The sequence below is a fragment of the Ruegeria spongiae genome (assembly GCF_023502395.1).
GTDB classification, from domain to species: domain Bacteria; phylum Pseudomonadota; class Alphaproteobacteria; order Rhodobacterales; family Rhodobacteraceae; genus Ruegeria_C; species Ruegeria_C spongiae.
The window spans coordinates 38,028-59,781 of record NZ_JAMFMB010000021.1; the positions used below are offsets into that span (position 1 = coordinate 38,028).

General features: G+C 62.2%; 20 protein-coding genes. 15 read left to right on the forward strand and 5 right to left on the reverse strand.

The genetic code is table 11. The features are described from left to right. Positions 1-246: 246 nt before the first annotated feature. Complete coding sequence (locus M3P21_RS15950; RefSeq protein ID WP_249711415.1) at positions 247-4,071, reverse strand: efflux RND transporter permease subunit; 3,825 nt, start codon at positions 4,069-4,071, stop codon at positions 247-249. Next, positions 4,068-5,312, reverse strand: coding sequence for an efflux RND transporter periplasmic adaptor subunit (locus M3P21_RS15955; RefSeq protein ID WP_249711417.1), 1,245 nt, complete (start codon positions 5,310-5,312; stop codon positions 4,068-4,070). Before M3P21_RS15955 ends, M3P21_RS15950 begins: the two co-directional genes overlap by 4 nt. A 242-nt stretch (positions 5,313-5,554) precedes the next feature. On the opposite strand from M3P21_RS15955, the gene M3P21_RS15960 reads away from it, so the two are divergent. From M3P21_RS15960 to M3P21_RS15980, 5 genes are all read left to right on the forward strand, one after another. Beyond that, positions 5,555-6,226 (forward strand): tetratricopeptide repeat protein, encoded by a 672-nt coding sequence (locus M3P21_RS15960; RefSeq protein WP_249711419.1) that lies wholly within the window; start codon positions 5,555-5,557, stop codon positions 6,224-6,226. Positions 6,227-6,249: 23 nt separating this feature from the next. Further along, complete coding sequence (locus M3P21_RS15965) at positions 6,250-7,593, forward strand: PQQ-like beta-propeller repeat protein (RefSeq protein WP_373320051.1); 1,344 nt, start codon at positions 6,250-6,252, stop codon at positions 7,591-7,593. 49 nt (positions 7,594-7,642) lie between these two features. Further along, positions 7,643-9,100 carry a ribosome biogenesis GTPase Der gene (gene der, locus M3P21_RS15970; RefSeq protein WP_249711422.1) on the forward strand — a complete coding sequence of 486 codons (1,458 nt, stop codon included), beginning with the start codon at positions 7,643-7,645 and terminating at the stop codon, positions 9,098-9,100. Positions 9,101-9,261: 161 nt separating this feature from the next. Beyond that, the gene (locus tag M3P21_RS15975; protein WP_249711423.1) at positions 9,262-10,248 is read left to right on the forward strand and encodes a fatty acid desaturase; all 987 of its coding nucleotides are present in this window, start codon (positions 9,262-9,264) and stop codon (positions 10,246-10,248) included. 94 nt (positions 10,249-10,342) lie between these two features. Then, the gene (locus M3P21_RS15980; RefSeq protein WP_249711425.1) at positions 10,343-11,029 is read left to right on the forward strand and encodes a helix-hairpin-helix domain-containing protein; all 687 of its coding nucleotides are present in this window, start codon (positions 10,343-10,345) and stop codon (positions 11,027-11,029) included. A gap of 30 nt (positions 11,030-11,059) precedes the next feature. Here M3P21_RS15980 and serS read toward each other — a convergent pair whose 3' ends face one another. Further along, on the reverse strand, positions 11,060-12,352 hold the full coding sequence (gene serS / locus M3P21_RS15985) for a serine--tRNA ligase (protein ID WP_249711426.1): 1,293 nt from the start codon (positions 12,350-12,352) through the stop codon (positions 11,060-11,062). A gap of 34 nt (positions 12,353-12,386) precedes the next feature. Beyond that, positions 12,387-13,706, reverse strand: coding sequence for a pentapeptide repeat-containing protein (locus M3P21_RS15990; protein ID WP_249711428.1), 1,320 nt, complete (start codon positions 13,704-13,706; stop codon positions 12,387-12,389). 149 nt (positions 13,707-13,855) lie between these two features. On the opposite strand from M3P21_RS15990, the gene yajC reads away from it, so the two are divergent. The 10 genes from yajC (at position 13,856) to M3P21_RS16040 (ending at position 20,877) form a co-directional block, all read left to right on the forward strand. Then, positions 13,856-14,140 (forward strand): preprotein translocase subunit YajC, encoded by a 285-nt coding sequence (gene yajC / locus M3P21_RS15995; protein ID WP_249711430.1) that lies wholly within the window; start codon positions 13,856-13,858, stop codon positions 14,138-14,140. A 33-nt stretch (positions 14,141-14,173) separates the two neighbouring features. Beyond that, positions 14,174-15,835, forward strand: coding sequence for a protein translocase subunit SecD (secD, locus tag M3P21_RS16000; RefSeq protein ID WP_249711432.1), 1,662 nt, complete (start codon positions 14,174-14,176; stop codon positions 15,833-15,835). Position 15,836: 1 nt separating this feature from the next. After that, a complete protein-coding gene (gene secF / locus M3P21_RS16005) occupies positions 15,837-16,805 on the forward strand; it encodes a protein translocase subunit SecF (protein ID WP_249711434.1) in 969 nt (322 codons plus the stop codon). Positions 16,806-16,841: 36 nt separating this feature from the next. Continuing rightward, positions 16,842-17,591, forward strand: a complete 750-nt coding sequence (locus M3P21_RS16010) for a sulfite exporter TauE/SafE family protein (RefSeq protein WP_249711436.1) — start codon at positions 16,842-16,844, stop codon at positions 17,589-17,591. 3 nt (positions 17,592-17,594) lie between these two features. Further along, the gene (locus tag M3P21_RS16015; RefSeq protein WP_249711438.1) at positions 17,595-17,948 is read left to right on the forward strand and encodes an Mth938-like domain-containing protein; all 354 of its coding nucleotides are present in this window, start codon (positions 17,595-17,597) and stop codon (positions 17,946-17,948) included. A gap of 146 nt (positions 17,949-18,094) precedes the next feature. After that, on the forward strand, positions 18,095-18,709 hold the full coding sequence (ccmA, locus tag M3P21_RS16020) for a heme ABC exporter ATP-binding protein CcmA (RefSeq protein WP_249711440.1): 615 nt from the start codon (positions 18,095-18,097) through the stop codon (positions 18,707-18,709). Then, positions 18,706-19,362 carry a heme exporter protein CcmB gene (gene ccmB / locus M3P21_RS16025; protein WP_249711442.1) on the forward strand — a complete coding sequence of 219 codons (657 nt, stop codon included), beginning with the start codon at positions 18,706-18,708 and terminating at the stop codon, positions 19,360-19,362. Before ccmA ends, ccmB begins: the two co-directional genes overlap by 4 nt. Before the next feature lie 45 nt (positions 19,363-19,407). Next, positions 19,408-20,181 carry a heme ABC transporter permease gene (locus M3P21_RS16030; RefSeq protein ID WP_249711444.1) on the forward strand — a complete coding sequence of 258 codons (774 nt, stop codon included), beginning with the start codon at positions 19,408-19,410 and terminating at the stop codon, positions 20,179-20,181. Then, on the forward strand, positions 20,178-20,336 hold the full coding sequence (ccmD, locus tag M3P21_RS16035; protein WP_249711446.1) for a heme exporter protein CcmD: 159 nt from the start codon (positions 20,178-20,180) through the stop codon (positions 20,334-20,336). The genes M3P21_RS16030 and ccmD overlap by 4 nt, the downstream gene beginning before the upstream one ends. Continuing rightward, positions 20,329-20,877, forward strand: a complete 549-nt coding sequence (locus M3P21_RS16040; RefSeq protein WP_249711448.1) for a DsbE family thiol:disulfide interchange protein — start codon at positions 20,329-20,331, stop codon at positions 20,875-20,877. Before ccmD ends, M3P21_RS16040 begins: the two co-directional genes overlap by 8 nt. Here the strand turns inward: M3P21_RS16040 and M3P21_RS16045 are convergent, their stop codons facing one another. Further along, on the reverse strand, positions 20,878-21,747 hold the full coding sequence (locus M3P21_RS16045; RefSeq protein ID WP_249711450.1) for a DMT family transporter: 870 nt from the start codon (positions 21,745-21,747) through the stop codon (positions 20,878-20,880). Positions 21,748-21,754 lie beyond the last annotated feature (7 nt).

Here is a 21,754-nt window from a genome sequence, read left to right on the forward strand (position 1 = left end):
GACTTAAAATCTACCAGAAGCCGCATCTCCGATCGACCAAAGACCTGTCCGCAGTATTCATATCTAGAAATTGACGTTCGTGCGCCGCGCAACATCCGGTAAATTGGGCTTAAAACGGACTTTGATCCTTCATCGAATGCTGCCGCTTCTTAATCAAAAACAGGCCGACAACACCTAAGGTCGATGCCCGGCCGGGTTCGGTTCGGGCGCCCGCCGCTACAAAGGCAGGCACCCCGGGGGTGAACCTTATTCCGCCGCCTTGACGGGCGGAGTGCCGGGGGGGACCGGCGAGTCCGAAGGCTCGGGGGATTTGAACTCCGAGACGGCGGCGCTCGACTTGTCGGGCGCCCCCCAGATGATCTCGGTCGCGCTCAGGTCCTTGGCCGAACGGAACAGGCGCATGTCGCGCGCGATCCTGCTGGACCGTCCCGCAGTCAGACGCGCCAGCAGGCGACCCAGCCAGACCGCGTAGGTTTCGATCCAGACCCGCAGCGCCAGGAACGAGGGGGTCAGGATCAGCGTCAGCACCGTGGCGATGCCAAGACCGAACACCACCGCCGTCGCCAGCTGTTTCCACCACAGCGCGGTGGGGCTGTCGATGGAATAGCCGCCATCGATGAAATTCAGGCTCAGCCCGAACATCATCGGCGTTAGCCCCGCCATGGTGGTGATCGTGGTCAGCAGCACCGGACGGATCCGCGCCTCGGCAGTGCGCACGATCGCCTCGATTCGGGGCATGTAGCGGCTGTATTCCTGATAGGTGTCAATCAGCACGATGTTGTTGTTCACCACGATGCCTGCCAGCGCCACGATGCCGGTGCCGGTCATGATGATCGAGAACGGCTGGTTCATTACCATCATCCCGATCAGCACGCCGGTGGTCGACAGCACCACAGCCAGCAGCACCAGAACCGAATTGTAAAAGCTGTTGAACTGCGCCAGCAGGATGATGAACATCAGCCCCAGCGCCCCCATGAACGCGTTGACAAGGAACGCGCCGGATTCCTCCTGCTCCTCCTGATCGCCGGTCCAGAGCCACTCAATCGCGCCGGGCAGGGGATCGGTGTCCAGCCATTTGGTCAATTCGGCAATACGTTCGTTGGGATTGACCGGTGCGGTCTTGGCGTCACCGTCGTCGAAAGCTGCTTGCAGCGCCGTATCGGACGCAGCTCCGAGCAGACTGAACACCGTGTAGCGCGACCCGTTCGGCGCAGTCACCACAGGCCCGGTTGCCTCAGACCCTTCGGGCACTTCCTTTACCATTGCCAGCGTCTGTTCGACACCATCCACATCAGGGCGCGTGACCTTGATCAGCCCCGGTTCGACATCCGCCTTGACGTCAAAGTACCGTTTCTGATCGACCCGGTTGATCGAGGCCAGTTTCGGCACCGGTTTACGGCTCACGAAATTGCTGAGCGGGACCAGACCGTCCGGCGTACGCACCTTGATCGCGTCGAGCGTGCTCAGCACCCGTTCTTCCTCGGGCAGGCGCACGCGGATCTCGATTTCCTCGTCGCTGCCCTCGGGGCGCATCTCGCCCAGAAGCACGCCACGCGTGACCAGTTGCACCATGGCACCGACGGTTGCCACGTCAGCGCCAAAGCGACCGGCATTGGCGACATCCACGTCGATCTGCCAGTCGATGCCGGGCAGGGGCAGGCTGTCTTCGACCTTGATCAGGCCCGGTGTTGCCTCGAACTGTTTCCGGGCGGTTTCCGCTGCCAGCGTCAATTCGTCCCAATCGTCGCCGCGCAGACGCAGATGCACCGGCTTGCCCTGACCGGGGCCCTGTTCCAGCGCCGAGACCTCGGCGATGATGCCGGGCAGCTTGACCAGTTCGGCATTCAGCTGATCGAGGACGAAATTGCCGTCATATTCCGGCGCGATTTCTTCTTTTTCAAAGCCCAGAAGATTTGTGACCGGACCCCAGAACCACCCGGTGATCGGTTCTGAATTGGTGGGGCGGTCCTCCCACGGGATGATTTCGAACTGGACCTGACCAATGGTGTCGGCAGGCGATCGGCCGCCGCCCGGCCCGCCGGTGTTCAGGCCGCCTTCGCCTGCAAAGGAGAAGACGTTGATCACCGCCGGGTGCGCCTTGATGATCTCTTCGACCTCACGCACCATCTCGTCTTTTTCATGCAGCGAGATGTTGCCGCGCGCACGCACATAGGTGGTGGCCTGTTCCGGTTCGCTTTCGACGAAGAATTCGACGCCGCGGTTGTTGCCCATGAAGGTAAACACGGTCATCACGACGCAGAAACCGACCACGGCAATCGACACGACGGGCATGATCGGATTGCCCGCGATGAACTGGATCACCCGGCCAAAGGCGGTATGTTCGCCTGCGCGTTCCACATGGGTACTCTCGTGGACACGCTGGACCGCTCCCATGGTGACAGACGCCGAGAAAGCCCCAAGGACAAACACAAAGAACCCAAGGATCAAACTACCCGTGCCGGTATCACCGCTGCGCAGCAGAATCATCGCGCCCGTGAACACAAGGTAGAGAGCAACAGGAACAAGGGCTGCCCGCAGCCAGAACGGGGCGCTGGCGCGCAACCAATCCGAGATGCGGCCAAGGACGCGGCTCATCCGGCCCGAGACGCCGCCCATCACCGGCAGATAGATCAGCGCCACCACCAGCGAGGCCGAGAGCACGAAGATCAGCGTCACCGGCAGCATGCCCATGAACTCGCCCGGCACACCGGGCCAGAACAGCATCGGCAGGAAGGCGCAAAGCGTTGTGGCTGTGGACGAGACGATGGGCCAGAACATCCGTTGCGCTGCCTCGACATAGGCGTGCATCGGGCCGATGCCGTCCCGGATACGCTTGTCTGCATATTCCACCACAACGATGGCCCCATCGACCAGCATCCCCACGGCCAAAATCAGGCCGAACATGACGATGTTGGAAATGCTGATCCCCATGATCGCCAGCAGCACGAAACACAGCAGGAACGAGGTCGGGATCGCAAAGCCCACCAGCAGCGCGGCGCGGCTGCCAAGCGCCGCCAGCACCACGATCATCACCAGCGCAATGGCGGTCAGCACCGACCCTTCGAGCTGGCGGACCATCGAATTGACCACCCGGCTCTGGTCGTTCGAGGTGCCGACCTCGACGGCGGCCTGCAATTCCTTGGGCCAGCTTTTCTGCGATTCTGCGACGGTGGCTTTGACCAGATCGACCGTGTCGATCAGGTTGTACCCCTTGCGCTTGACCACCTGCAGCGCGACGGTGCTCTGCCCGTCGAAACGGGCCGTGCCCTCGCGGTCTTCGAACGTGTAGTTGATCTGCGCCAGCTCGCCCAGCGTCACAACGCGGTCGCCGTTCACCTTGACCGGCAGGCCATAGACATCCTGCGCCGTGGTGAAGGATGACGGGATCTTGACCGAGAATGCGCCCTGCGCGCTATCGATCTCACCCGCCGCGATCAGCTGGTTGTTGTTCTGAACGACCGTGATCAGTTCCGCGGCTGTGACGTTGTAGGCTTCCAGCCGCAGCGGGTCGATGATGACCTCGAGCAGCTCGTCGCGATTGCCTGCGATCCCGGCCTCCAGAACCGCATCAAGCGCTTCTATGTCGTCCTGCAGGTCCTTGGCGATGCGCGCCATCGTTCGCTCGGGGACCGGACCGGACAGGTTGACGATCACGATGGGAAATTCGGAAAAGTTCAGTTCGGTCAGCGTGTATTGTTCGGCGCCGGTCGGAAACTCGGCCTGTGCGGTGTTCATCGCGTCGCGCACATCGGCGGTGATCGCGGTCTTGTCCCAGCCGAACGCGAACTCCAGCGCCACGCCGGCATAGCCTTCGGCGGCGGTCGAGGTCATTTCCTTGAGCCCGTCCAGATCGGCCAGTTCGGTCTCCATCGGCTTGACCAGCAGGTTCTCGCTGTCTTCCGCCGAAATTCCGGGGAAGTTGACCGAGACGAACAGCGCCGGGATCTCGATATCCGGCTCGCCTTCCTTGGGCAGGCTCACATAGGCGTAGCCGCCGATGACCAGCGACAGCGCGATAAAGGCCAGAACCATCCGGGCGCGAGAGGCGGCCCAGTCGACGATGCCCGTCATTGCGCGGCCTCCCGATAGGTCGGCGCCACCTCGACACCAGCGGTGACGAATTCCTGGCCGACCACGATGACATTCACCGTTTCCGGCAGACCTGCCAGCCAGACGCCCTTGGCGTCATCGCGCAGCAACTCGACCGCGACGAAATCCACCACGTTGCCATCGCCCACGACACGCACGCCCAGCTCGCCCTGATTGTTCAGCGTCAGCGAGGATTGCGGCAACAGATGCGCCTTGGCCCCTTCGGCGGAGATCGCGATCGTTGCGGTCTGACCGTCGCGGATTTTCAGATCGGGGTTGGGGACCGAGATTTCCACTTCGAAGGTGCGGGTCGTTTCATCCGCCGAACGGCTGAGAAAGGTCACTTGCCCCGCCACCTGAAGACCGGCCGCCAACTGCGCGCCAGCTTCTGCGCCCAGTTGCACCCGGTTGACCTCGGTCTCGGGGACGTATCCAACCAGCTTGATCGGATCAAGCTGGATCACCGTCGCGCAGAGCGATCCGGGCTGCATCAGGCTGCCCAGCTCTGCCGCGTCACTTTCCAGCAGCCCGTCGAAGGGGGCGGTGATGGTGATGCGGTCAAGCTCTCGTTCTGCTGCGGCCACTGCGGCGGTCGCGGCTTCGATCCCGGCGCGGGTGGCTTCCAGACCGGATTCGGCGGTCTTGATCCCGGCCTCGGCGGTGCGCACACCCGCCTCGGTCGAAACACGGCGCGTTTCCGAGCCATAGCCACCCTCGGACAGGCGTTGGGCTGCGTTATTGTTGATCAGCGCCTCTTCCAGACGGGCCTTGGCCTCGTCCAGCCGCGCCTGCGATTCGGGCACCCGGCTTTTTGCTTCGCTCCGACGGGCGCGGGCTTCCAGCAGATCGGCCTGGCGGGTGCCCACATCCAACTGGCACAGCAGGTCGCCGGCCTTGACGAACGCGCCCTTGCGCAGCGGCTCGGACACCACGGTCGAGGTGGTCTCGGCCAGCACCGCAACCTCGCGGATCGCTTTGGTCTGGCCGCGCAGAACCACCGCACTGTCGAGTTCACGGGCGGTCGATTGCAGCGCGACCACACCGATCAGGCCGGCCGTGTCATCCTTGGGCGTCGCGTCGGTGGATTCGGCTTGGGCGGACTCGGCGGTGGTCTGGGCGGCGGCGTCCCCTTTGGCGAAGGCCAGAAACGCGTCACGTTCAAACACCAAAAGATAAAGCGCAATTGTCACCAGAACTGCGGTGACTATGGGGATCAGACGCATCTTTTGCCTCTTTCAAATTCTTCACGGCGCAGCAGGGGTGGTCCAGTCAGACCTGCACTGCGACTTGTGACATGGTGTCTCGTTTCCATGTTGTCTACGCTAAACTGACCAGTTCAGATTATTTTTTTTCGCCGCGCTGTGCAAGCGCTGGCTGTTCGCGCAGCTTACGGCCCTTGGCTTGCCCGGTGGGGCACGCTATGACAACCGCCAGAAAACGCATTGGGGCCGGACCGGGGACAGGCATGAGCGACACCGACAGTTTCATTGATGAAGTGACCGAAGAGGTCCGCCGCGACCGCATGTTCCTGCTGCTCAAGCGCTGGGGCTGGGTCGGCGCGCTGGCCGTTGTCGCGATAGTCGGCGGTGCGGCCTATAACGAATATTCCAAGGCGCAGGTACGATCGCAGGCCGAACAGTTGGGCGACGGTATCATCGCTGCGCTGAACGAGAACGACACGGCGGCGCGGGCCGGCAAGCTTGCGCAGATCGATGCCTCTTCCAGCGGCGGTGATGCGATTCTCAAGATGCTGACCGCCTCGGCGCAGGCCGGATCGGAGCAGAACGATGCCGCGGTGCAAAGCCTTGACGCCATTGCCGCAAATGGCGATCTGCCGCGTATCTACCGCGATATCGCCGGTTTCAAGGCGCTGACGCTGCAGAGCGAAACCCTGGCAGTCGAAGACCTGCGGCAACGGTTCGAGGCGCTGGCCCAGCCCGGCGCGCCGCTGCGTCTGCTGGCCGAGGAGCAACTGGCGCTGATCGATATCGCCCAGGGTGAGGCCGAAGCGGCGCTCACCCGGCTTCAGGCCCTTATTCAGGACGCCGAGGCGAGCACGGACTTGCAACAGCGCGCCGCACAGTTGATTGTCGCGCTGGGCGGAACACCGGAACAGGCGCCCGGTCAACGGGGTTGATCCGGTTCCCGAGGGGACCGGCTATGGGTAACGAACAGGCAGGATCGGGCATGGCAATACTCTCACTCTCGCGCAGCGGACTGGCCGCGTTTGGCGCCCTGCTGCTGCTAAGCGCCTGTCAGGAGCCCGATCAGATTCTGCCCGGCAAGCGCGAAACCCTGCGCGGCGCGGAGGTCGGGCAGGGCGAGGTGTCGGCCTCGAAACCGATCCGATTGCCGGCACAGAAGACCAATGCCGCCTGGCCGCAGAGTTTCGGCACGCCGGCCTATCGCACCGATAACCCCGCCTTGCGGGCGACACCGCAGCACATCTGGACCACCCCGATTGGCGCGGGCGACAGCCGCCGCCAGCGCATCACCGCTGATCCGGTGGTTGGCGGCGGGCTGATCTATACGCTGGACGCTGCGGCTCAGGTAACTGCCGTGTCGCCAAATGGCGGTGTTGTCTGGACCCGCAATCTGGTTCCTGCGGGCGAAGGTGACGGTCAGGCGACCGGTGGCGGCATGGCCTTTGACAAGGGTACGCTTTATGTCTCTTCCGGGTTTGGCCGCCTCAGCGCGCTTGATGCCACATCGGGCGCGGTGCGCTGGCAGCAGCGGCTGAACGCGACCGGCAGCGGCACACCGACCGTGCGCGACGGGCTGCTTTATCTGGTTGCCGGGGACGAGACCGGCTGGGCCATCAATACCAAGGACGGGCGCATCGCCTGGCAGGTTGAGGGCACGCCCAGCATCGGCAACGTCCTGGGCGCACCGGCCCCGGCGCTGACCTCGGATCTGGTGATCTTTGCCTTCGCCTCGGGCGATATCATCGCAAGTTTCCGCAAAGGCGGGTTGCGCCGGTGGAGCGCCTCGGTCTCGGGCCAGCGCAAGGGCCGTGCCGTGGCCCGCATCGCAGATGTGACCGGCGGGCCGGTCGTGGTGGGCAGCCGCGTCTATGTCGGCAACCATTCGGGCCGCACCGTATCGCTGGAAACCCAACTGGGCGAGCGGCAATGGACCGCGGATGAGGGCGCGATCTCGCCGGTCTGGCCGGCGGGCGACAGCATCTTCCAGATCAGCGATCGCGGTCAGCTCATGCGTCTCAGCACCAGCGACGGATCGGTCATCTGGGCGCGGGACCTGCCGGGCTTCCTGCGGGACAAGCCGCGCAAGCGCGGTGAGGTGGTCGCCAATTACGGGCCGGTCCTGGCGGGCGGGCGCCTTGTGGTCGCTTCCAATGACGGTTTCCTGCGCTTCTTCCGCCCCGAGGATGGCACGCTTTTGAACCAGGTCGAGGTGCCCGGTGGCGCCACCACCGGGCCTGTCGTGGCGGGTGGCACGCTGTATGTTGTCAGCGCCAAAGGTGATCTACACGCTTTCCGTTGACGCAAACATGCGCTAAAGGGCGCACCTTGAGTCTTGAAAGTGAAGCCCGATGTCTTTGACCCTCGCCATCGTGGGGCGCCCCAATGTGGGCAAATCCACGCTTTTCAATCGCCTTGTCGGCAAACGGCTGGCGTTGGTCGATGACCAGCCCGGCGTGACCCGCGACCTGCGCGAGGGCGAGGGACGGTTGGGTGACCTGCGTTTCACTGTCGTTGACACCGCTGGTCTGGAAGAGGCCACCGATGACAGCCTGCAGGGCCGGATGCGCCGCTTGACCGAACGCGCGGTGGATATGGCCGATGTGTGTCTGTTCATGATCGATGCCCGCGCGGGCGTAACTCCCACGGACGAGCTTTTTGCCGAAATCCTGCGCAAACGCTCCGACCATGTGATCCTGGCCGCCAACAAGGCCGAAGGGTCCGCCGCCGATGCTGGCGTGATCGAGGCCTATGCGCTGGGTCTGGGCGAGCCGGTGCGGCTGAGCGCCGAGCACGGCGAGGGGCTGAACGATCTCTATTCGCAACTGATGCCGGTGGCCGACCGGATGGCCGAAGAGGCCGAGCGGATCGCGCCCGAAACCGATGTGGATCTGGACGAGGATGAGGCCGCCGAAGAGGGGGCCGCGCCCGCAATCACCGCCGCCAAACCATTGCAAGTTGCCGTTGTTGGCCGCCCCAATGCCGGAAAATCCACGCTGATCAACAAGATACTGGGCGAAGAGCGTTTGCTGACCGGCCCCGAGGCCGGGATCACGCGCGATGCGATCTCGTTGCGGATCGACTGGAAAGGCACGCCGATGCGGGTCTTTGACACCGCCGGGATGCGCAAGAAGGCCAAGGTTCAGGAGAAGCTGGAAAAGCTCTCGGTCAGCGACGGCTTGCGCGCGGTCAAGTTCGCTGAGGTTGTCGTGGTGCTGCTGGATGCCGCGATCCCCTTCGAACAGCAGGACCTGCGCATCGCCGATCTGGCCGAACGTGAAGGCCGCGCCGTGGTGGTTGCCGTCAACAAATGGGATATCGAGGACAGCAAGCAGGAAAAACTGCGCGACCTGAAAGAGGCGTTCAACCGGCTGTTGCCGCAATTGCGCGGTGCGCCGCTGATTACCGTTTCAGCCAAGACGGGCCGGGGGCTTGACCGGCTGCATGACGCGATCCTGCGGGCTCATGACGTGTGGAACCGCCGGGTGACCACGGCGGCGTTGAACCGCTGGCTGACCGCGATGCTGGAGCAGCACCCGCCGCCAGCACCTGCCGGACGTCGGATCAAGCTGCGCTACATGACCCAGGCCAAGACCCGCCCGCCGGGATTCGTGGTGATGTGCAGCCAGCCCGACAAGATGCCCGAGAGCTATACCCGCTATCTGGTCAACGGCCTGCGCGAGGATTTCGACATGCCCGGAACGCCGATCCGGCTGACGATGCGCGGGCAGGGCGACAAGAACCCCTATAAGGGCAAGAAGAAGGCAGGGCCGTCGAAGCTGCGCAAACATCTCAAAGGGCGCGCGTAACCACGCCAATTTGCTGCATTTTTCATCTCAAGGCGTGACAAGCCCCGGAAAGGGACGTTATGCATGGCGAGAGAGTGTCATTTTGATTGCATCCTGACGTTGAGCAGGGTGCTATCCGAAGTCGTGCAACAACCAGACCAAACGCGCAGGAGACGGGCGGAATGGATCTACGGGCTTATACGCGCCAATACGCCATCCAGGACAACCTGCTGGCATCGCTCAGCTATTTCGGTACGTTTGCGGCCTATTTCACATCGCTTTATCTGGCGATCCGCTATGTGGATACCTGGCTGATCATGCTGCCCGCCGGTGTGGTTTTTGCCTTTGCGGCGGTCCGGCTCTATGTCCTGCAGCATGATTGTGGCCACCATTCCCTGTTCAAGACCCGCCAGCAGAACGAATGGGCGGGCCATGGCCTGTCGCCTTTCACCTTCGCGCCGTTCGAAGTGATGAAACAGAACCACAACCTGCACCATTCCGGGATCGGCAATCTGGAACATCGCGAAACCGGCGAGATCAACACGATGACCCTGCGCGAATGGAACGCGGCGGACTGGAAAACGCGGCTGGTCTACCGGCTTTATCGCAATCCGTTCATCCTGGTGCCGGTCGGGGCCGCCTTCACCTATTTCATCCGCTATCGCTGGCCCAAAAACACGCGGCGCTTCGGGTGGAGGGGTGTGGCACTGCACAACCTGTCCATCGTGCTGATGCTGGGCCTGCTCTATGGCGTGGCCGGGATGACCGGAATATGGGTCTGGCTGGCCTTTTCGTTTCTCGGCGGCATGCTGGGCGTGTTCCTTGTCTATCTGCAGCACAATTTCGAGGATACCTACTGGGACCGCCGCCCCGATCTCGATCCGCAGATCGCCGCGCTGCAGGGTTCTTCAGCGCTGGATTTCGGCTGGTGGTTCGACATGGCGGTCGCCTGCATTACGTTGCACGACATCCACCATTTCAACGCGCGTATCCCGTCTTACCGGCTGCGCGCCTGTCACTACAACCTGCCGCCCGAATACGCTCCGCGCCGGATCAAGTTCCCCGAGGCTCTGGCGGCGCTCAACCTGAAGCTCTGGGATGAAGACCGCAAAAGGCTGGTCCCCTTCCCGAAACCCTCGCACCGCACGGATGTGCCGCAAGCCGGCTGAGCGCACCCGCCAGTTGGACGGGCCTTGTATCAGCAATCGGTCAGCGGCCCTTGGAAGCAGGGCGGGCGGCCTCAACGAAACGAAGGACAAATGAATGACCAAACTCTCGGACCTCAGCGGCGTTGGTGTCGCGCTTGAAAAGGCGATGGGCAGCATCGGCATCAAGACCCCTGCGGATCTGGCCAAAGCACGGCCCGAACAGCTGATTGCGCTGCCCCGGGTGGGCAAAGTGCGGGCGGCAAAAATGATCGCTGCGGCCAAGGCCGCCGTGTCAGCGCCGGGCACGACCCGCACCAGACAGGCCGCCGCTGCCAAGCCGAGGACCCGGTCAACGCCAAGAAAAGCCCCTGACAGGAGAGCGGCGGCACCGAAACCCGCCGCTGCGAAACCTGCTGCAGCAAAGCCAGCTGCTGCGAAACCTGCCGCCGCCAAACCGGCGGCTGCCAAGGCGTCCGCAGCCAAGGTGACGGCGACCAAACCTGTCGCAAGCAAACCCGCCGCCGCGCCAAGCCCGTCGAAACCTGCAGGTGAAAAACCCAAAGCCGACGCGGATGCCGCCAAGAAGGCCAAGAAAGCCAAGGCCAAGGCCAAAGCGGAGAAGGCCGCGAAGAAGGCCAAAGCGCTGGAGGTCGAGTTCAAGAAGGCCAAGGAAAAGGCCAAGGCGAAGGCCAAGAAGGAAAAAGCCAAGGACGCAAAGGCCAAGGCGAAAGCCAAAGAGGCGAAGGCCAAAGCCAAAGACGGCAAGAAAAAGGGCAAAGGCAAGAAAAAGGCGAAGAAGTAACCCGTCTTCGCCTTTCAGAGCCGAGAAGCTTTAGCTTAGCCGACCATCCAGTCCCAGCGTGGTCTTGCCGCCCAGATAGGGTGCAAGAACGTTGGGCAGGGTGACGGTGCCATCCTCGTTCTGACCGTTCTCCAGCACTGCGATCAGGCAGCGGCCTACGGCCAGACCCGAACCGTTCAGCGTGTGCACGAATGCCGGTTTGCCGCCCGCTTCGGGGCGGAACCGCGCATTCATCCGCCGCGCCTGGAAGTCGCCAGTGGTCGAGACGCTGGAGATCTCGCGATAGGCATCCTGCCCCGGCAGCCAGGCTTCGATATCAAAGGTCCGGCGCGCGCCGAATCCCATGTCGCCGGTACACAGCAAAACGGTGCGATAGGGGATACCCAGCGCCTCCAGCAGTCCTTCGGCACAGCGCAGCATGCTTTTCTGCTCGTCGTCGCTGGCGTCGGGGTGGGTGACCGAGACCATCTCGACCTTCTCGAACTGGTGCTGGCGCAGCATGCCGGCGGTGTCCTTGCCCGCGCTGCCCGCCTCGGAGCGGAAGCAGACCGTGTGGGCGGTCATGCGGATCGGCAGATCAGCCTCGTCCAGAATGTCACCGGCGACCGAATAGGTCAGCGTCACCTCGGATGTCGGGATCAACCACCAGCCATTGGTTGTCTGATAGCTGTCCTCGCCGAATTTCGGCAGCTTATCGGTGCCATACATCGCCTCGTCACGCACCAGAACCGGGGTCTGCATTTCAGTCAGCTCGTTCTTGTCGACATGGGTGTCGATCATGAATTGCGCCAAGGCCCGGTGTATGCGAGCCACACCTTTCGACAGGTTCACGAACCGGCTGCCGCTGGTCTTGGCGGCGGTCTCGAAATCCATCCCCGCCGCCACGGCAGGGATTTCGTAATGCTCCTTGGGTGCAAATTCGAAAGACGCAGGGGTGCCCCAGCGGGTCACCTCGACATTGTCATCCTCACTCGCGCCATCGGGCACGTCATCGGCGGGCATATTGGCGATCCGGGCCAGCATGTCGGTCAGCTTGGCGTCCAACTCCTTGGCCTCGCCCTGCATCGCCGCCACTTCGGCCTTCTTGTCCGCAACCAGCGCCCGCAGCCGCTGAAACTCGTCCTCGTCACCACGACCCTTGGCCGCACCCACCTCTTTGGAGGCCTTGTTCTGTTCGGCCTGTGCCGTCTCGGCGGCCAGGATCTTGGCCCGGCGCGCCTCATCAACAGCCAGCAGTTCCGACGACATCGGCGCATCCCCCCGCCGCGCCAGAGCGGCGTCGAAAGCGGCTGGATTTTCGCGAATAGCGCGGATGTCATGCATGGGGAACTCCCGAAGGCTGAATCGTTTCGATGCCTTATGCCGATTTCTGGTCGGATTTGTAACCTTTGAATGCGAGGAATTTCTCCCATCTGGCAAGTGCTTCCTCCGCTGATCTGATACGCTTGCTCCAGTGTTTTGGTCGCTTCAACATCACGGGAATCTGTACCGAAGGGTCCCCATAAGATTGTTCGAGTTGCTCTTGTGTTATCAGCGCAGTCGACAGGTCACAGTTTTGAAAAAACGCGCCTTCGAGAGTGGATTCCTCGAAGTCCACGTGCCCTCGGAAATCGCAGCTGTCAAATTTCGCCATTCCAAGTTGAAGTTTAGTGAGCTTCGCATCACCGAAAGAACTACCGTGAAACCTACAACCAGAAAAGTCGCATAATTGGGTAAAAGCACCCGAAAAATCACATATTCTCAGATCGAATTTTGACAAGTTCAAGCCGACAATCACCTGATTCTTGAAGCTGCTTGAACGCAGATCAAGATAGTTGCGGCTATCTTGATTGCGATAGGGGACAGCGAGATCAGATATAGTCTCTAGCGCGGTTCGAACATCAGCTCTTGGGAAACTCAGCCGTTCGAATTTTTCGACGAATTCCGGGCTGGCATCTACGTTTACAGGTGAGTGCTTAGTTCCAGAATTTTCGCGTACATAGACAATCAGCGCTCTCAACACCTGCTGCAGTTCAGAAGGAGTTTCGTCAGCGATCCGAGACAACGCCAAGATAGAACCCACGCGAACCTCTAAGTTTGGAACTGAAACCTGTTCGCCCTCTACTGTTATGGTTTTGTCGGTTCCCAGGCCTTCGATTGATTTGGAGAACCTGTCTGTGATTTGCCCCTTCTCCTGAACTTCGGTTTGCCGTCTGCTGAAATTCACACGCACCAGTGTGAGCGGGAAGGCGACCACTGCGGCAGTAGTCGCTGTGAGCGCTGCCAATTTGGCGAGAGAGAACCGCCAATCCCAGATCTCCAGCCGTTCCGTTGGCAAAGCCCTGTGAACCACATCCCAGATTAAAGTTGCCAGTCCGAAACATAACATCCCGAGAATGACTGTCCAGAAGGCCGCGCCAACGAGAAACACGAAGGTGTTTAGTTTAGATAACCCGAGTTCGGACTTTGTTCGTTCAAGAGGGGCCGAGACATTTGAACTGAATTCAGGCGTAACCACCCAAAGCAGCACATAAATCGATACCAACATACCCAGTGCGACCCAGACAATAGTGTGCGTAGTTAAAAAGATTGAAGCTTCCATAGACTGCTCTAAAGTTTTGTTTGGGCGATCATGTGTCACTTTCGTGCTGAGGCCAAGCCGGTCTTCAGGACGATCTATTGCGATGCGTTGTTTCAATCGAAACGGCATGTCTGCACAGTTTGATCATGTTGGGAGAAACTTTCGTATCCGCGCCCCTCCACGCCGCTTGAACCTTTTTGCGCTAACGCATAGGTTCCCGCAAAATTCGCGGGGTGTGCCCGCCTGTCTGAACAAAGGAACATCCCATGGACGGTGGCGCTATTGCCCAGTTTCTCCCTCTCATTCTGATCTTCGCGATCATGTATTTCCTGCTGATCCGCCCGCAGCAGAAGAAGGTCAAGGAACATCAGGCGATGGTCAACGCATTGCGTCGCGGCGATCAGGTGGTCACCCAAGGTGGGCTGATCGGCAAGGTGGCCAAGGTCAAGGATGACGGTGAACTTGAGGTCGAGATTGCTGATGGCGTCAAGGTCCGGGTTGTGCAGGCGACCATCTCGCAGGTGCTGAACAAGACCGAACCTGCGAAGTAAGAACGCCTGACAACCCATTATAAAGGCAGGGTAATGCTGCAAATCGACACCTGGAAACGGGTCCTGATCTGGCTGGTTGTTGTGGCTGGCCTGCTGATGGCCCTGCCGAATGCGTTCTACACCCGTGTGGAACAATCCAACGACGCCCGTGCCGCAATCGAACTTGGTAATGATACCCCGCAGATGCAGGTCAAAGCGGCGCAATGGCCGTCCTGGCTGCCCTCAGGGCTGGTCAACCTCGGCCTCGATCTGCGCGGCGGCGCGCATCTGCTGGCCGAGGTTCAGGTCGAGGATGTATACGCCGCTCGCATGGATGCCATGTGGCCGGAAATCCGCGATGCGCTGCGCGACGAGCGTTCGACGATCGGCACGATCCGCCGTCAGGACAGCGCACCGGGCGAGATTCGCGTCCGCATCAGCCAGCCCGAGGGTATGACCCGCGCGCTGCAGGTGGTGCGCGAGCTTGCAACGCCAATCCAGACCCTTGCTGGCCCCACCGGCACCGATATTGAGGTCTCTGCCCAAGGTAGCGACATCGTCGTGACCCTGAGCGAGGCCGAGAAGCTGGCCTCGGACGATCGCACCGTGCGCCAGGCGCTTGAGATCATTCGCCGCCGGATCGACGAGGTCGGCACCCGTGAGCCCACCATCCAGCGACAGGGTGCCAAGCGTATCCTGATTCAGGTACCGGGCATCGGCAGCGCCTCGGAGCTGAAAGAGATCATCGGCACCACCGCGCAACTGACCTTCAACCCGGTGGTTTCGCGGACAGGCGACGCCGAGTCCCGTGTCGGCCCGGGCGAAAAACTTGTCCCTTCGCTTGACGAGGCCGGCACGTTCTACATCATCGAATCCGCCCCCGTGGTCACCGGTGAGGAACTGGTCGACGCCCAGCCTGCCTTTGACCAGAATGGCCGCCCGGCAGTGAATTTCCGCTTCAACACCACCGGCGCGCGCAAATTCGGCGACTACACGCTGGAAAATGTCGGCGCGCCCTTCGCTATCGTGCTGGATGACGAGGTGATCTCGGCCCCGGTGATCCAGAGCCATATTCCCGGCGGTTCGGGCATCATCACGGGCAATTTCACGGTCGAGGAAAGCACCAATCTGGCGGTGCTGCTCAGGGCAGGGGCTTTGCCTGCCGGGCTGGAATTCCTCGAAGAGCGCACCATCGGGCCTGAATTGGGTCAGGACAGTATCGACGCGGGCAAGGTGGCGACCATGGTGGCCTTTGCCGCGGTGCTGGTCTTCATGGCGCTCAGCTACGGTCTGTTTGGCCTGTTTGCCAATGTGGCGCTGATCATCAATATCGGGCTGATCTTTGGGCTCTTGTCGCTGATCGGGGCGACGCTGACGCTGCCGGGTATTGCCGGGATCGTGCTGACGGTGGGTATGGCGGTGGACGCCAACGTGCTGATCTTCGAGCGGATCCGCGAAGAACTCAAAACCGCCAAAGGACCGGCGCGTGCCATCGAACTGGGCTATGAAAAGGCGCTCAGCGCCATTCTTGACGCCAACATCACCACCTTCATCACGGCGGTGATCCTGTTTGCCATGGGCTCCGGCCCGGTGCGCGGCTTTGCAATCACGCTTGGCTTAGGCATTCTGACCTCGGTTTTCACCGCCATATTTGTCACGCGACTATTGGTGGTGATCTGGTTCGAACGCCGCCGTCCCAAAATGATCGAGGTGTGATATGCGACTGAAACTTGTCCCCCAGAACACCTCGTTCGATTTCTTCAGCCGCTGGAAACTGTGGCTGGGCATCTCGGCCTTCATGATGGCGCTGGCGGCGGGGTCGTTCCTGTATCAGGGTCTGAATTACGGCATCGATTTCCGGGGTGGCACCACCATTCGGACCGAAAGCGCGCAGGTGGTGGATGTAGGCGTCTATCGCGGCGCGCTGGACCCGCTTGAGCTGGGCGATATCACCATCACCGAGATCTTCGATCCGACCTTCGGCCCCGATCAGAACGTCGCCATGCTGCGTATTCAGGCGCAGGAGGGCGAAGAGGCCGCAACCGCCTCCATGGTTGTCGAGGTCGAAGCCGCGCTGAAGGGTGCGGTGCCCGATATCCAGTTTGTCTCGGTCGAATCGGTTGGCCCCAAGGTCTCGGGAGAGCTGATCCAGACGGCGGTGATTGCCGTTGTGCTCGCGATCGGGGCGGTGCTTGTCTATATCTGGCTGCGGTTCGAGTGGCAGTTCGCGTTGGGTGCGGTGGCCGCCTTGGTGCATGACGTCATCCTGACCATCGGGGTGTTTTCCGAGCTGCAGATTCGATTCGATCTGGCGATTATCGCGGCGCTTCTGACCATCGTCGGCTATTCGCTGAACGATACGGTGGTGGTCTTTGACCGGGTGCGCGAGAACCTGCGGAAATACAAGAAGACCCCGCTCAAGGACGTGCTGAACATCTCGATCAACGAAACGCTGAGCCGGACGGTGATGACCTCGGTCACCACGCTGCTGGCGCTGATCTCGCTTTATGTGCTGGGCGGCGACGTGATCCGGGGCTTTGTCTTTGCGATGATCTGGGGCGTCATCGTGGGTACTTATTCTTCGGTCTTCGTGGCGTCGGCGATCCTGCTTTATCTGGGCGTCAAGCGCGACTGGACCAAGCCGTCCAATACTGCCGGAAACCAATACGCCAATATCGATGCCTGATCCCCGGTCACCCGTTTGCCAAAAAGGCCGGACCGGGTGACCGAACATCTGCTGTCACTGGGCAGCACCGACCTGCTGGTGCTGTTCGGTGCTGCTCTGTTGGCGGGCTGTACCAGGGGCTTTACCGGCTTTGGCACCGCAATGGTCTATCTGCCCCTGGCGGGCATGGTTCTGGACCCGGTTTCAGCCATCACGACACTGATCATGATGGATATTCTGGGGCCGGTGCCGATGCTTCCCAAGGTCCTGCCGCATGCTCATCGCGCAGACCTGACGCGGCTGCTGGTGGGGACGGCGCTTGCCGCCCCGCTGGGTCTGGCCGCGCTGTTTGTGATGAACCCCGATCTGTTCCGCGTGCTGGTCTCGTCGGTGTCGTTGCTGATGCTGGCGGGGCTGCTGCTGGGCTGGCGTTATAGCGGGGCACTGGGGCCGCGTGCGGTGTTTGGTACCGGGTTGGTCGCGGGTTTTCTGGGCGGCGCGGTGGGCATGCCCGGCCCTCCGGTGATCTTTGTTTATATGGCCAGCCCGCATCCGGCGCAGGTGATCCGGGCCAACACCACGCTGTTCCTGCTGGGCTATGACATTCTGCTGGTTGCGTTTCTTGCGCTGGCCAGCCGCCTCGACCCGGCCATCGCGCTGACCGGGTTGCTGCTGACCGTTCCGAATATGCTTGGCAACCTCGCGGGCAGCGCGCTATTTGTGCCGGACCGCGAAAAGCTCTACCGCTCCGCCGCTTATGCGCTGATCTTCGGCGTTGCACTGGCGGGATTGCCCATCTGGACCTGACCCATGCGCCTGAACGAGATCGCCTTTACCGATGCCCAACCCGTCGACGGCTATGGCCCCGGGTTTTTCCGCATCGCTGGTCAGGTCCTTTACGGCCCCATCCTGACCGGCGCATCCGGCACCGCCGTTTGGGGCGGCTATGACGATGCCGCGCCGCTGCTGGCGCTGGCAGGTCAGGTCGACGTGCTGTTCATCGGTACCGGGGGCGAGATGGCGCATCTGCCCGACGAATTGCGCGGCGCATTGGAAAAGGCAGGGATCGGGGTCGAGAACATGTCCTCTCCCGCAGCCTGCCGCACCTACAACGTCCTGCTTTCCGAAGGCCGCCGTGTCGCGCTGGCCGCCCTGCCGGTGTGACCCGGTCCGCTCTTCATCTGGCCGATAACATTCCGGGGAGGGTGAGGGGCTGGCCCCTCACGCCTGCCACTTGCCACAGACGCGACACTCCGTCCCTGCGCGACTCCGGCCTTTTGCCTACCCCAGCAATCGGTTAAGCGGGTTTCATGACTCTGACCGTCACAGACCTTGCCATCGCCCGTGGGGGCGTCCCCGTGCTTGAAGGGCTGGGATTTGCCCTTGAGCCCGGGCAGGCGCTGGTGGTGCGTGGCCCGAACGGGATCGGTAAGACAACGCTGTTGCGCGCCATCGCCGGGTTGCAGCCGCCGTTGTCAGGCCGGATCGAAGGGGCCGAGGACCGGATCGCCTATGCGGGCCATTCCGACGGCATCAAGCCAACCCTGAGTGTCACCGAGAACCTGACTTTCTGGGCCGCCGTCTTTGGTGCGCGCGGTATTGAGGGCGCGCTGGATGCTTACGATCTGCACGAGCTTGCCGACCGGCATGCCGGAAATCTTTCAGCCGGACAAAAACGCCGTCTGGGCCTTGCCCGTCTGCTGGTCACCGGGCGTCCGGTCTGGGTGCTGGACGAGCCCACCGTTTCGCTCGACAAAGAGGCCGTTGGAAAATTCGCCGATGCCGTGCGGGCGCATCTGGGGCAGGGCGGATCGGCGCTGATTGCCACCCATATTGATCTGGGGCTCGATGCCACGACGCTGGAGGTCGGCCCGTTCCGCGCGCTGCCCAAACCAGTGGATGATTTCGACGGAGATTTCCTGTGATCGCGCTGTTGCTGCGCGATCTGAAACTGGCCATGCGGGCCGGGGGTGGCTTTGGCCTGGGGCTGGTGTTCTTCCTGATCGTGACAACGCTGGTGCCCTTTGCGGTCGGTCCGCAATCCGACCTGCTGGCCAGCATCGCGCCGGGTGTGCTGTGGCTGGGGGCGCTTCTGGCCTGTCTGCTGTCGCTCGACCGGCTGCTGGCGCTGGATTGGGAGGATGGCACGCTCGACCTTCTGGCCACCGCGCCCTTGCCGCTGGAGGCCGTGGTGTCGGTCAAGGCGCTGGCCCATTGGATCACCACCGGCCTGCCGCTGGTGCTGGCCGCTCCGGTCTTTGGCGTGCTGCTCAACCTGCCTGCGCCCGGGTTCTTCTGGCTTGTGGCCTCGCTGGCGGTGGGCACGCCCGCGCTCAGTGTTGTGGGCACGTTTGGGGCGGCGCTGACCGTGGGGCTGAAGCGCGGCGGGCTGCTCCTGTCGCTCTTGGTGCTGCCGCTTTATGTGCCGACGCTGATCTTCGGGGCCGAAGTTGCGCGGCGCGGCGCGCAAGGGATGGAGACCGGCACGCCGCTCTTGATGCTGGCGGGGATCACGCTGGCGACCATTGCGCTCTTGCCCTTTGCCAGCGCGGCGGTGCTGCGCGTGAACCTGCGATGATTTGTGCCAATTGAGAATGCCCGCGAGTCGGGCTAGATAACCCCCATGTCGATAGCCACCAAAGCCAACGCGATCTGGCAATATGCCAACCCCAAGAAGTTTCTGGCCACCACCGAGCGGGTGCTGCCCTTTTTCTGGATATCCGCCGCGATCTGTCTCGCGGTCGGGCTGGTCTGGGGGTTCTTCTTCACGCCCGATGATTTCCGGCAGGGATCGACGGTCAAGATCATCTACCTGCATGTGCCCTCGGCGCTGATGGCGATCAATTGCTGGCTGATGATGCTGGTCACCTCGCTGGTCTGGCTGGTGCGTCGCCACCATGTCAGCGCGCTGGCGGCCCGTGCCGCAGCGCCAATCGGTGTGGTGATGACGCTGATCGCGCTGATCACGGGGGCGATCTGGGGCCAGCCCATGTGGGGCACCTGGTGGGCCTGGGACCCGCGCCTGACCTCGTTTCTGATCCTGTTCCTGTTCTATCTGGGCTATATCGCGCTCTGGGAGGCGATCGAGGACCCCGATACCGCCGCCGACCTGACCTCGGTCCTGTGTCTGGTGGGCAGTGTCTTTGCCATCCTTAGCCGCTATGCGGTGAATTTCTGGAACCAGGGGTTGCATCAGGGCGCTTCGGTCATGCGGGCAGGGGCGGTGACCGGCACCGATACCACCGAAAAGGTTTCGAACGTGTTCTTCTACCCGTTGTTTTTGTGCATCATAGGCTTTGTGCTGCTGTTCATTGCGCTGGTGCTCTACCGCACCGGGACCGAGATTCGCGCCCGCCGCATCCGCGCGTTGCTGGCACGGGAAAGGGCAGGCGCATGATGCCGGATCTGGGCAAATACACCGAGGCTGTGCTGTCCTCCTACGCGCTGTCACTGCTGTTGCTGGGGCTGCTGGTCGTGCTGAGCCTGTGGCGCGGGCGCAAGGTAAGGTCCGAGATGGAACAGACCGAACTAAGGATATCGCGCGATGGCTAAGATCTCACCACTGATGATCGCGCCACCGCTGATCTTCGGAGCCTTTGTTCTGCTCGCCGCAGTCGGCATGTTTCGCGACGACAAGGATGCGCTGCCCTCGGCCCGCGCCGGTCAGCCCGCACCGCCGGTGGTGATGGAACCCTTTGGCGACAAGCCCGGTTTCGACGACGCGACCCTGCGCGATGGCGAGGTCAAGCTGGTGAATTACTGGGCCAGCTGGTGCGCGCCTTGCCGGGTCGAGCACCCCAATCTGGATGCACTCGCGAGACAGGGCATCCCGGTCTATGGCGTGAACTACAAGGATCAGCCGCAGAACGCTGCCGGTTTTCTCGACGAGCTGGGCGATCCCTATACCGCTTTGGGCCGCGATCCGCAGGGGCGCATGGCGCTGGACTGGGGCGTCTATGGCGTGCCCGAGACCTATGTGGTCGATGGCGATGGCACGATCCTGCTGCGCTTTGCCGGGCCGGTCACCCAGCGCGCCTACAAGGAACGGATCGAGCCGGTCTTGTCCGAGGCCCGCGCGCGCGCTGACAACTGATCAGGCTTTCGGCTGCCGGGCCAGTTGCACCGCAAGGATGCCAGCGGTGATGATCAGCACGCCGATCAGATCCTGCAGGGTCAGCCGCTCGCTCAGCAGCAGCGCGGCGATGCCCACCCCAAAGACCGGATTGAGAAAGTGGAAGGTTGCCGCCCGCACCGCCCCGATCCGGTCGAGCAGCCGGAACCAGATATAGGTCGCGGTCAGGCCGGGAATCAGGGTGGTGTAGACAAAGGCGATGGCCAGCGGCCAGCTTGGGCTGATCCGAATGGTCTCGAACAGCGGTGCGGCCACAAACAGGATCGCCGAGCCCACCAGCATCTGCAGCCCCACCACCATCATGAAATTCCCGCCCGTGGTCGCATTGCGCACCGACAGCGTGGCCAGCGTCAGCGCCACTGCACCGATCCCGCAGAGCATCACGCCAAACAGATCAACCCCGGCACCAATCCGCGCGCCCATGATCAGCGCCACTCCAACCAGCCCCGCCAGTAGGCCCAATACGCCCATCCAGCTCAGCCGCTGCCCCAGTAGAAGCCAATTCGCCAGCGCCACCAACAGCGGCATGGTTGAAGCGATGATGGCCGCCACCGAGGCCTGAACCGTCTGCATCGCATAGAAGTTCAGCCCCAGATACAGCGCGTTCTGGCAGATGCCGAAGATAATGGTCGCCCGCCATTGTGCCCGCGTCAGGTGCCAGCTCTGACCCATTGCCCGCGCGATCCAGATCCCCAGAAGACCCGAGATCAGGAACCGCAGCGCCAGTGAGAACAGCGGCGAGGCATCCGCCACGATGATTCGCGCCGAGGTGAATGCCGAGGACCACATCAGGGCAAAGGCCAGGCCCATGATCGCTGCTCGGATGTCCACGTATCCA

What these genes read in the sequence shown, in the direction of transcription:
- M3P21_RS15950 (WP_249711415.1), bottom strand. Translation starts at nt 4,071, where the DNA reads ATGACGGGCATCGTCGACTGGGCCGCCTCTCGCGCCCGGATGGTTCTG.
- M3P21_RS15955 (WP_249711417.1), bottom strand. Translation starts at nt 5,312, where the DNA reads ATGCGTCTGATCCCCATAGTCACCGCAGTTCTGGTGACAATTGCGCTT.
- M3P21_RS15960 (WP_249711419.1), top strand. Translation starts at nt 5,555, where the DNA reads ATGAGCGACACCGACAGTTTCATTGATGAAGTGACCGAAGAGGTCCGC.
- M3P21_RS15965 (WP_373320051.1), top strand. Translation starts at nt 6,250, where the DNA reads ATGGGTAACGAACAGGCAGGATCGGGCATGGCAATACTCTCACTCTCG.
- der (WP_249711422.1), top strand. Translation starts at nt 7,643, where the DNA reads ATGTCTTTGACCCTCGCCATCGTGGGGCGCCCCAATGTGGGCAAATCC.
- M3P21_RS15975 (WP_249711423.1), top strand. Translation starts at nt 9,262, where the DNA reads ATGGATCTACGGGCTTATACGCGCCAATACGCCATCCAGGACAACCTG.
- M3P21_RS15980 (WP_249711425.1), top strand. Translation starts at nt 10,343, where the DNA reads ATGACCAAACTCTCGGACCTCAGCGGCGTTGGTGTCGCGCTTGAAAAG.
- serS (WP_249711426.1), bottom strand. Translation starts at nt 12,352, where the DNA reads ATGCATGACATCCGCGCTATTCGCGAAAATCCAGCCGCTTTCGACGCC.
- yajC (WP_249711430.1), top strand. Translation starts at nt 13,856, where the DNA reads ATGGACGGTGGCGCTATTGCCCAGTTTCTCCCTCTCATTCTGATCTTC.
- secD (WP_249711432.1), top strand. Translation starts at nt 14,174, where the DNA reads ATGCTGCAAATCGACACCTGGAAACGGGTCCTGATCTGGCTGGTTGTT.
- secF (WP_249711434.1), top strand. Translation starts at nt 15,837, where the DNA reads ATGCGACTGAAACTTGTCCCCCAGAACACCTCGTTCGATTTCTTCAGC.
- M3P21_RS16015 (WP_249711438.1), top strand. Translation starts at nt 17,595, where the DNA reads ATGCGCCTGAACGAGATCGCCTTTACCGATGCCCAACCCGTCGACGGC.
- ccmA (WP_249711440.1), top strand. Translation starts at nt 18,095, where the DNA reads ATGACTCTGACCGTCACAGACCTTGCCATCGCCCGTGGGGGCGTCCCC.
- M3P21_RS16030 (WP_249711444.1), top strand. Translation starts at nt 19,408, where the DNA reads ATGTCGATAGCCACCAAAGCCAACGCGATCTGGCAATATGCCAACCCC.
- ccmD (WP_249711446.1), top strand. Translation starts at nt 20,178, where the DNA reads ATGATGCCGGATCTGGGCAAATACACCGAGGCTGTGCTGTCCTCCTAC.
- M3P21_RS16040 (WP_249711448.1), top strand. Translation starts at nt 20,329, where the DNA reads ATGGCTAAGATCTCACCACTGATGATCGCGCCACCGCTGATCTTCGGA.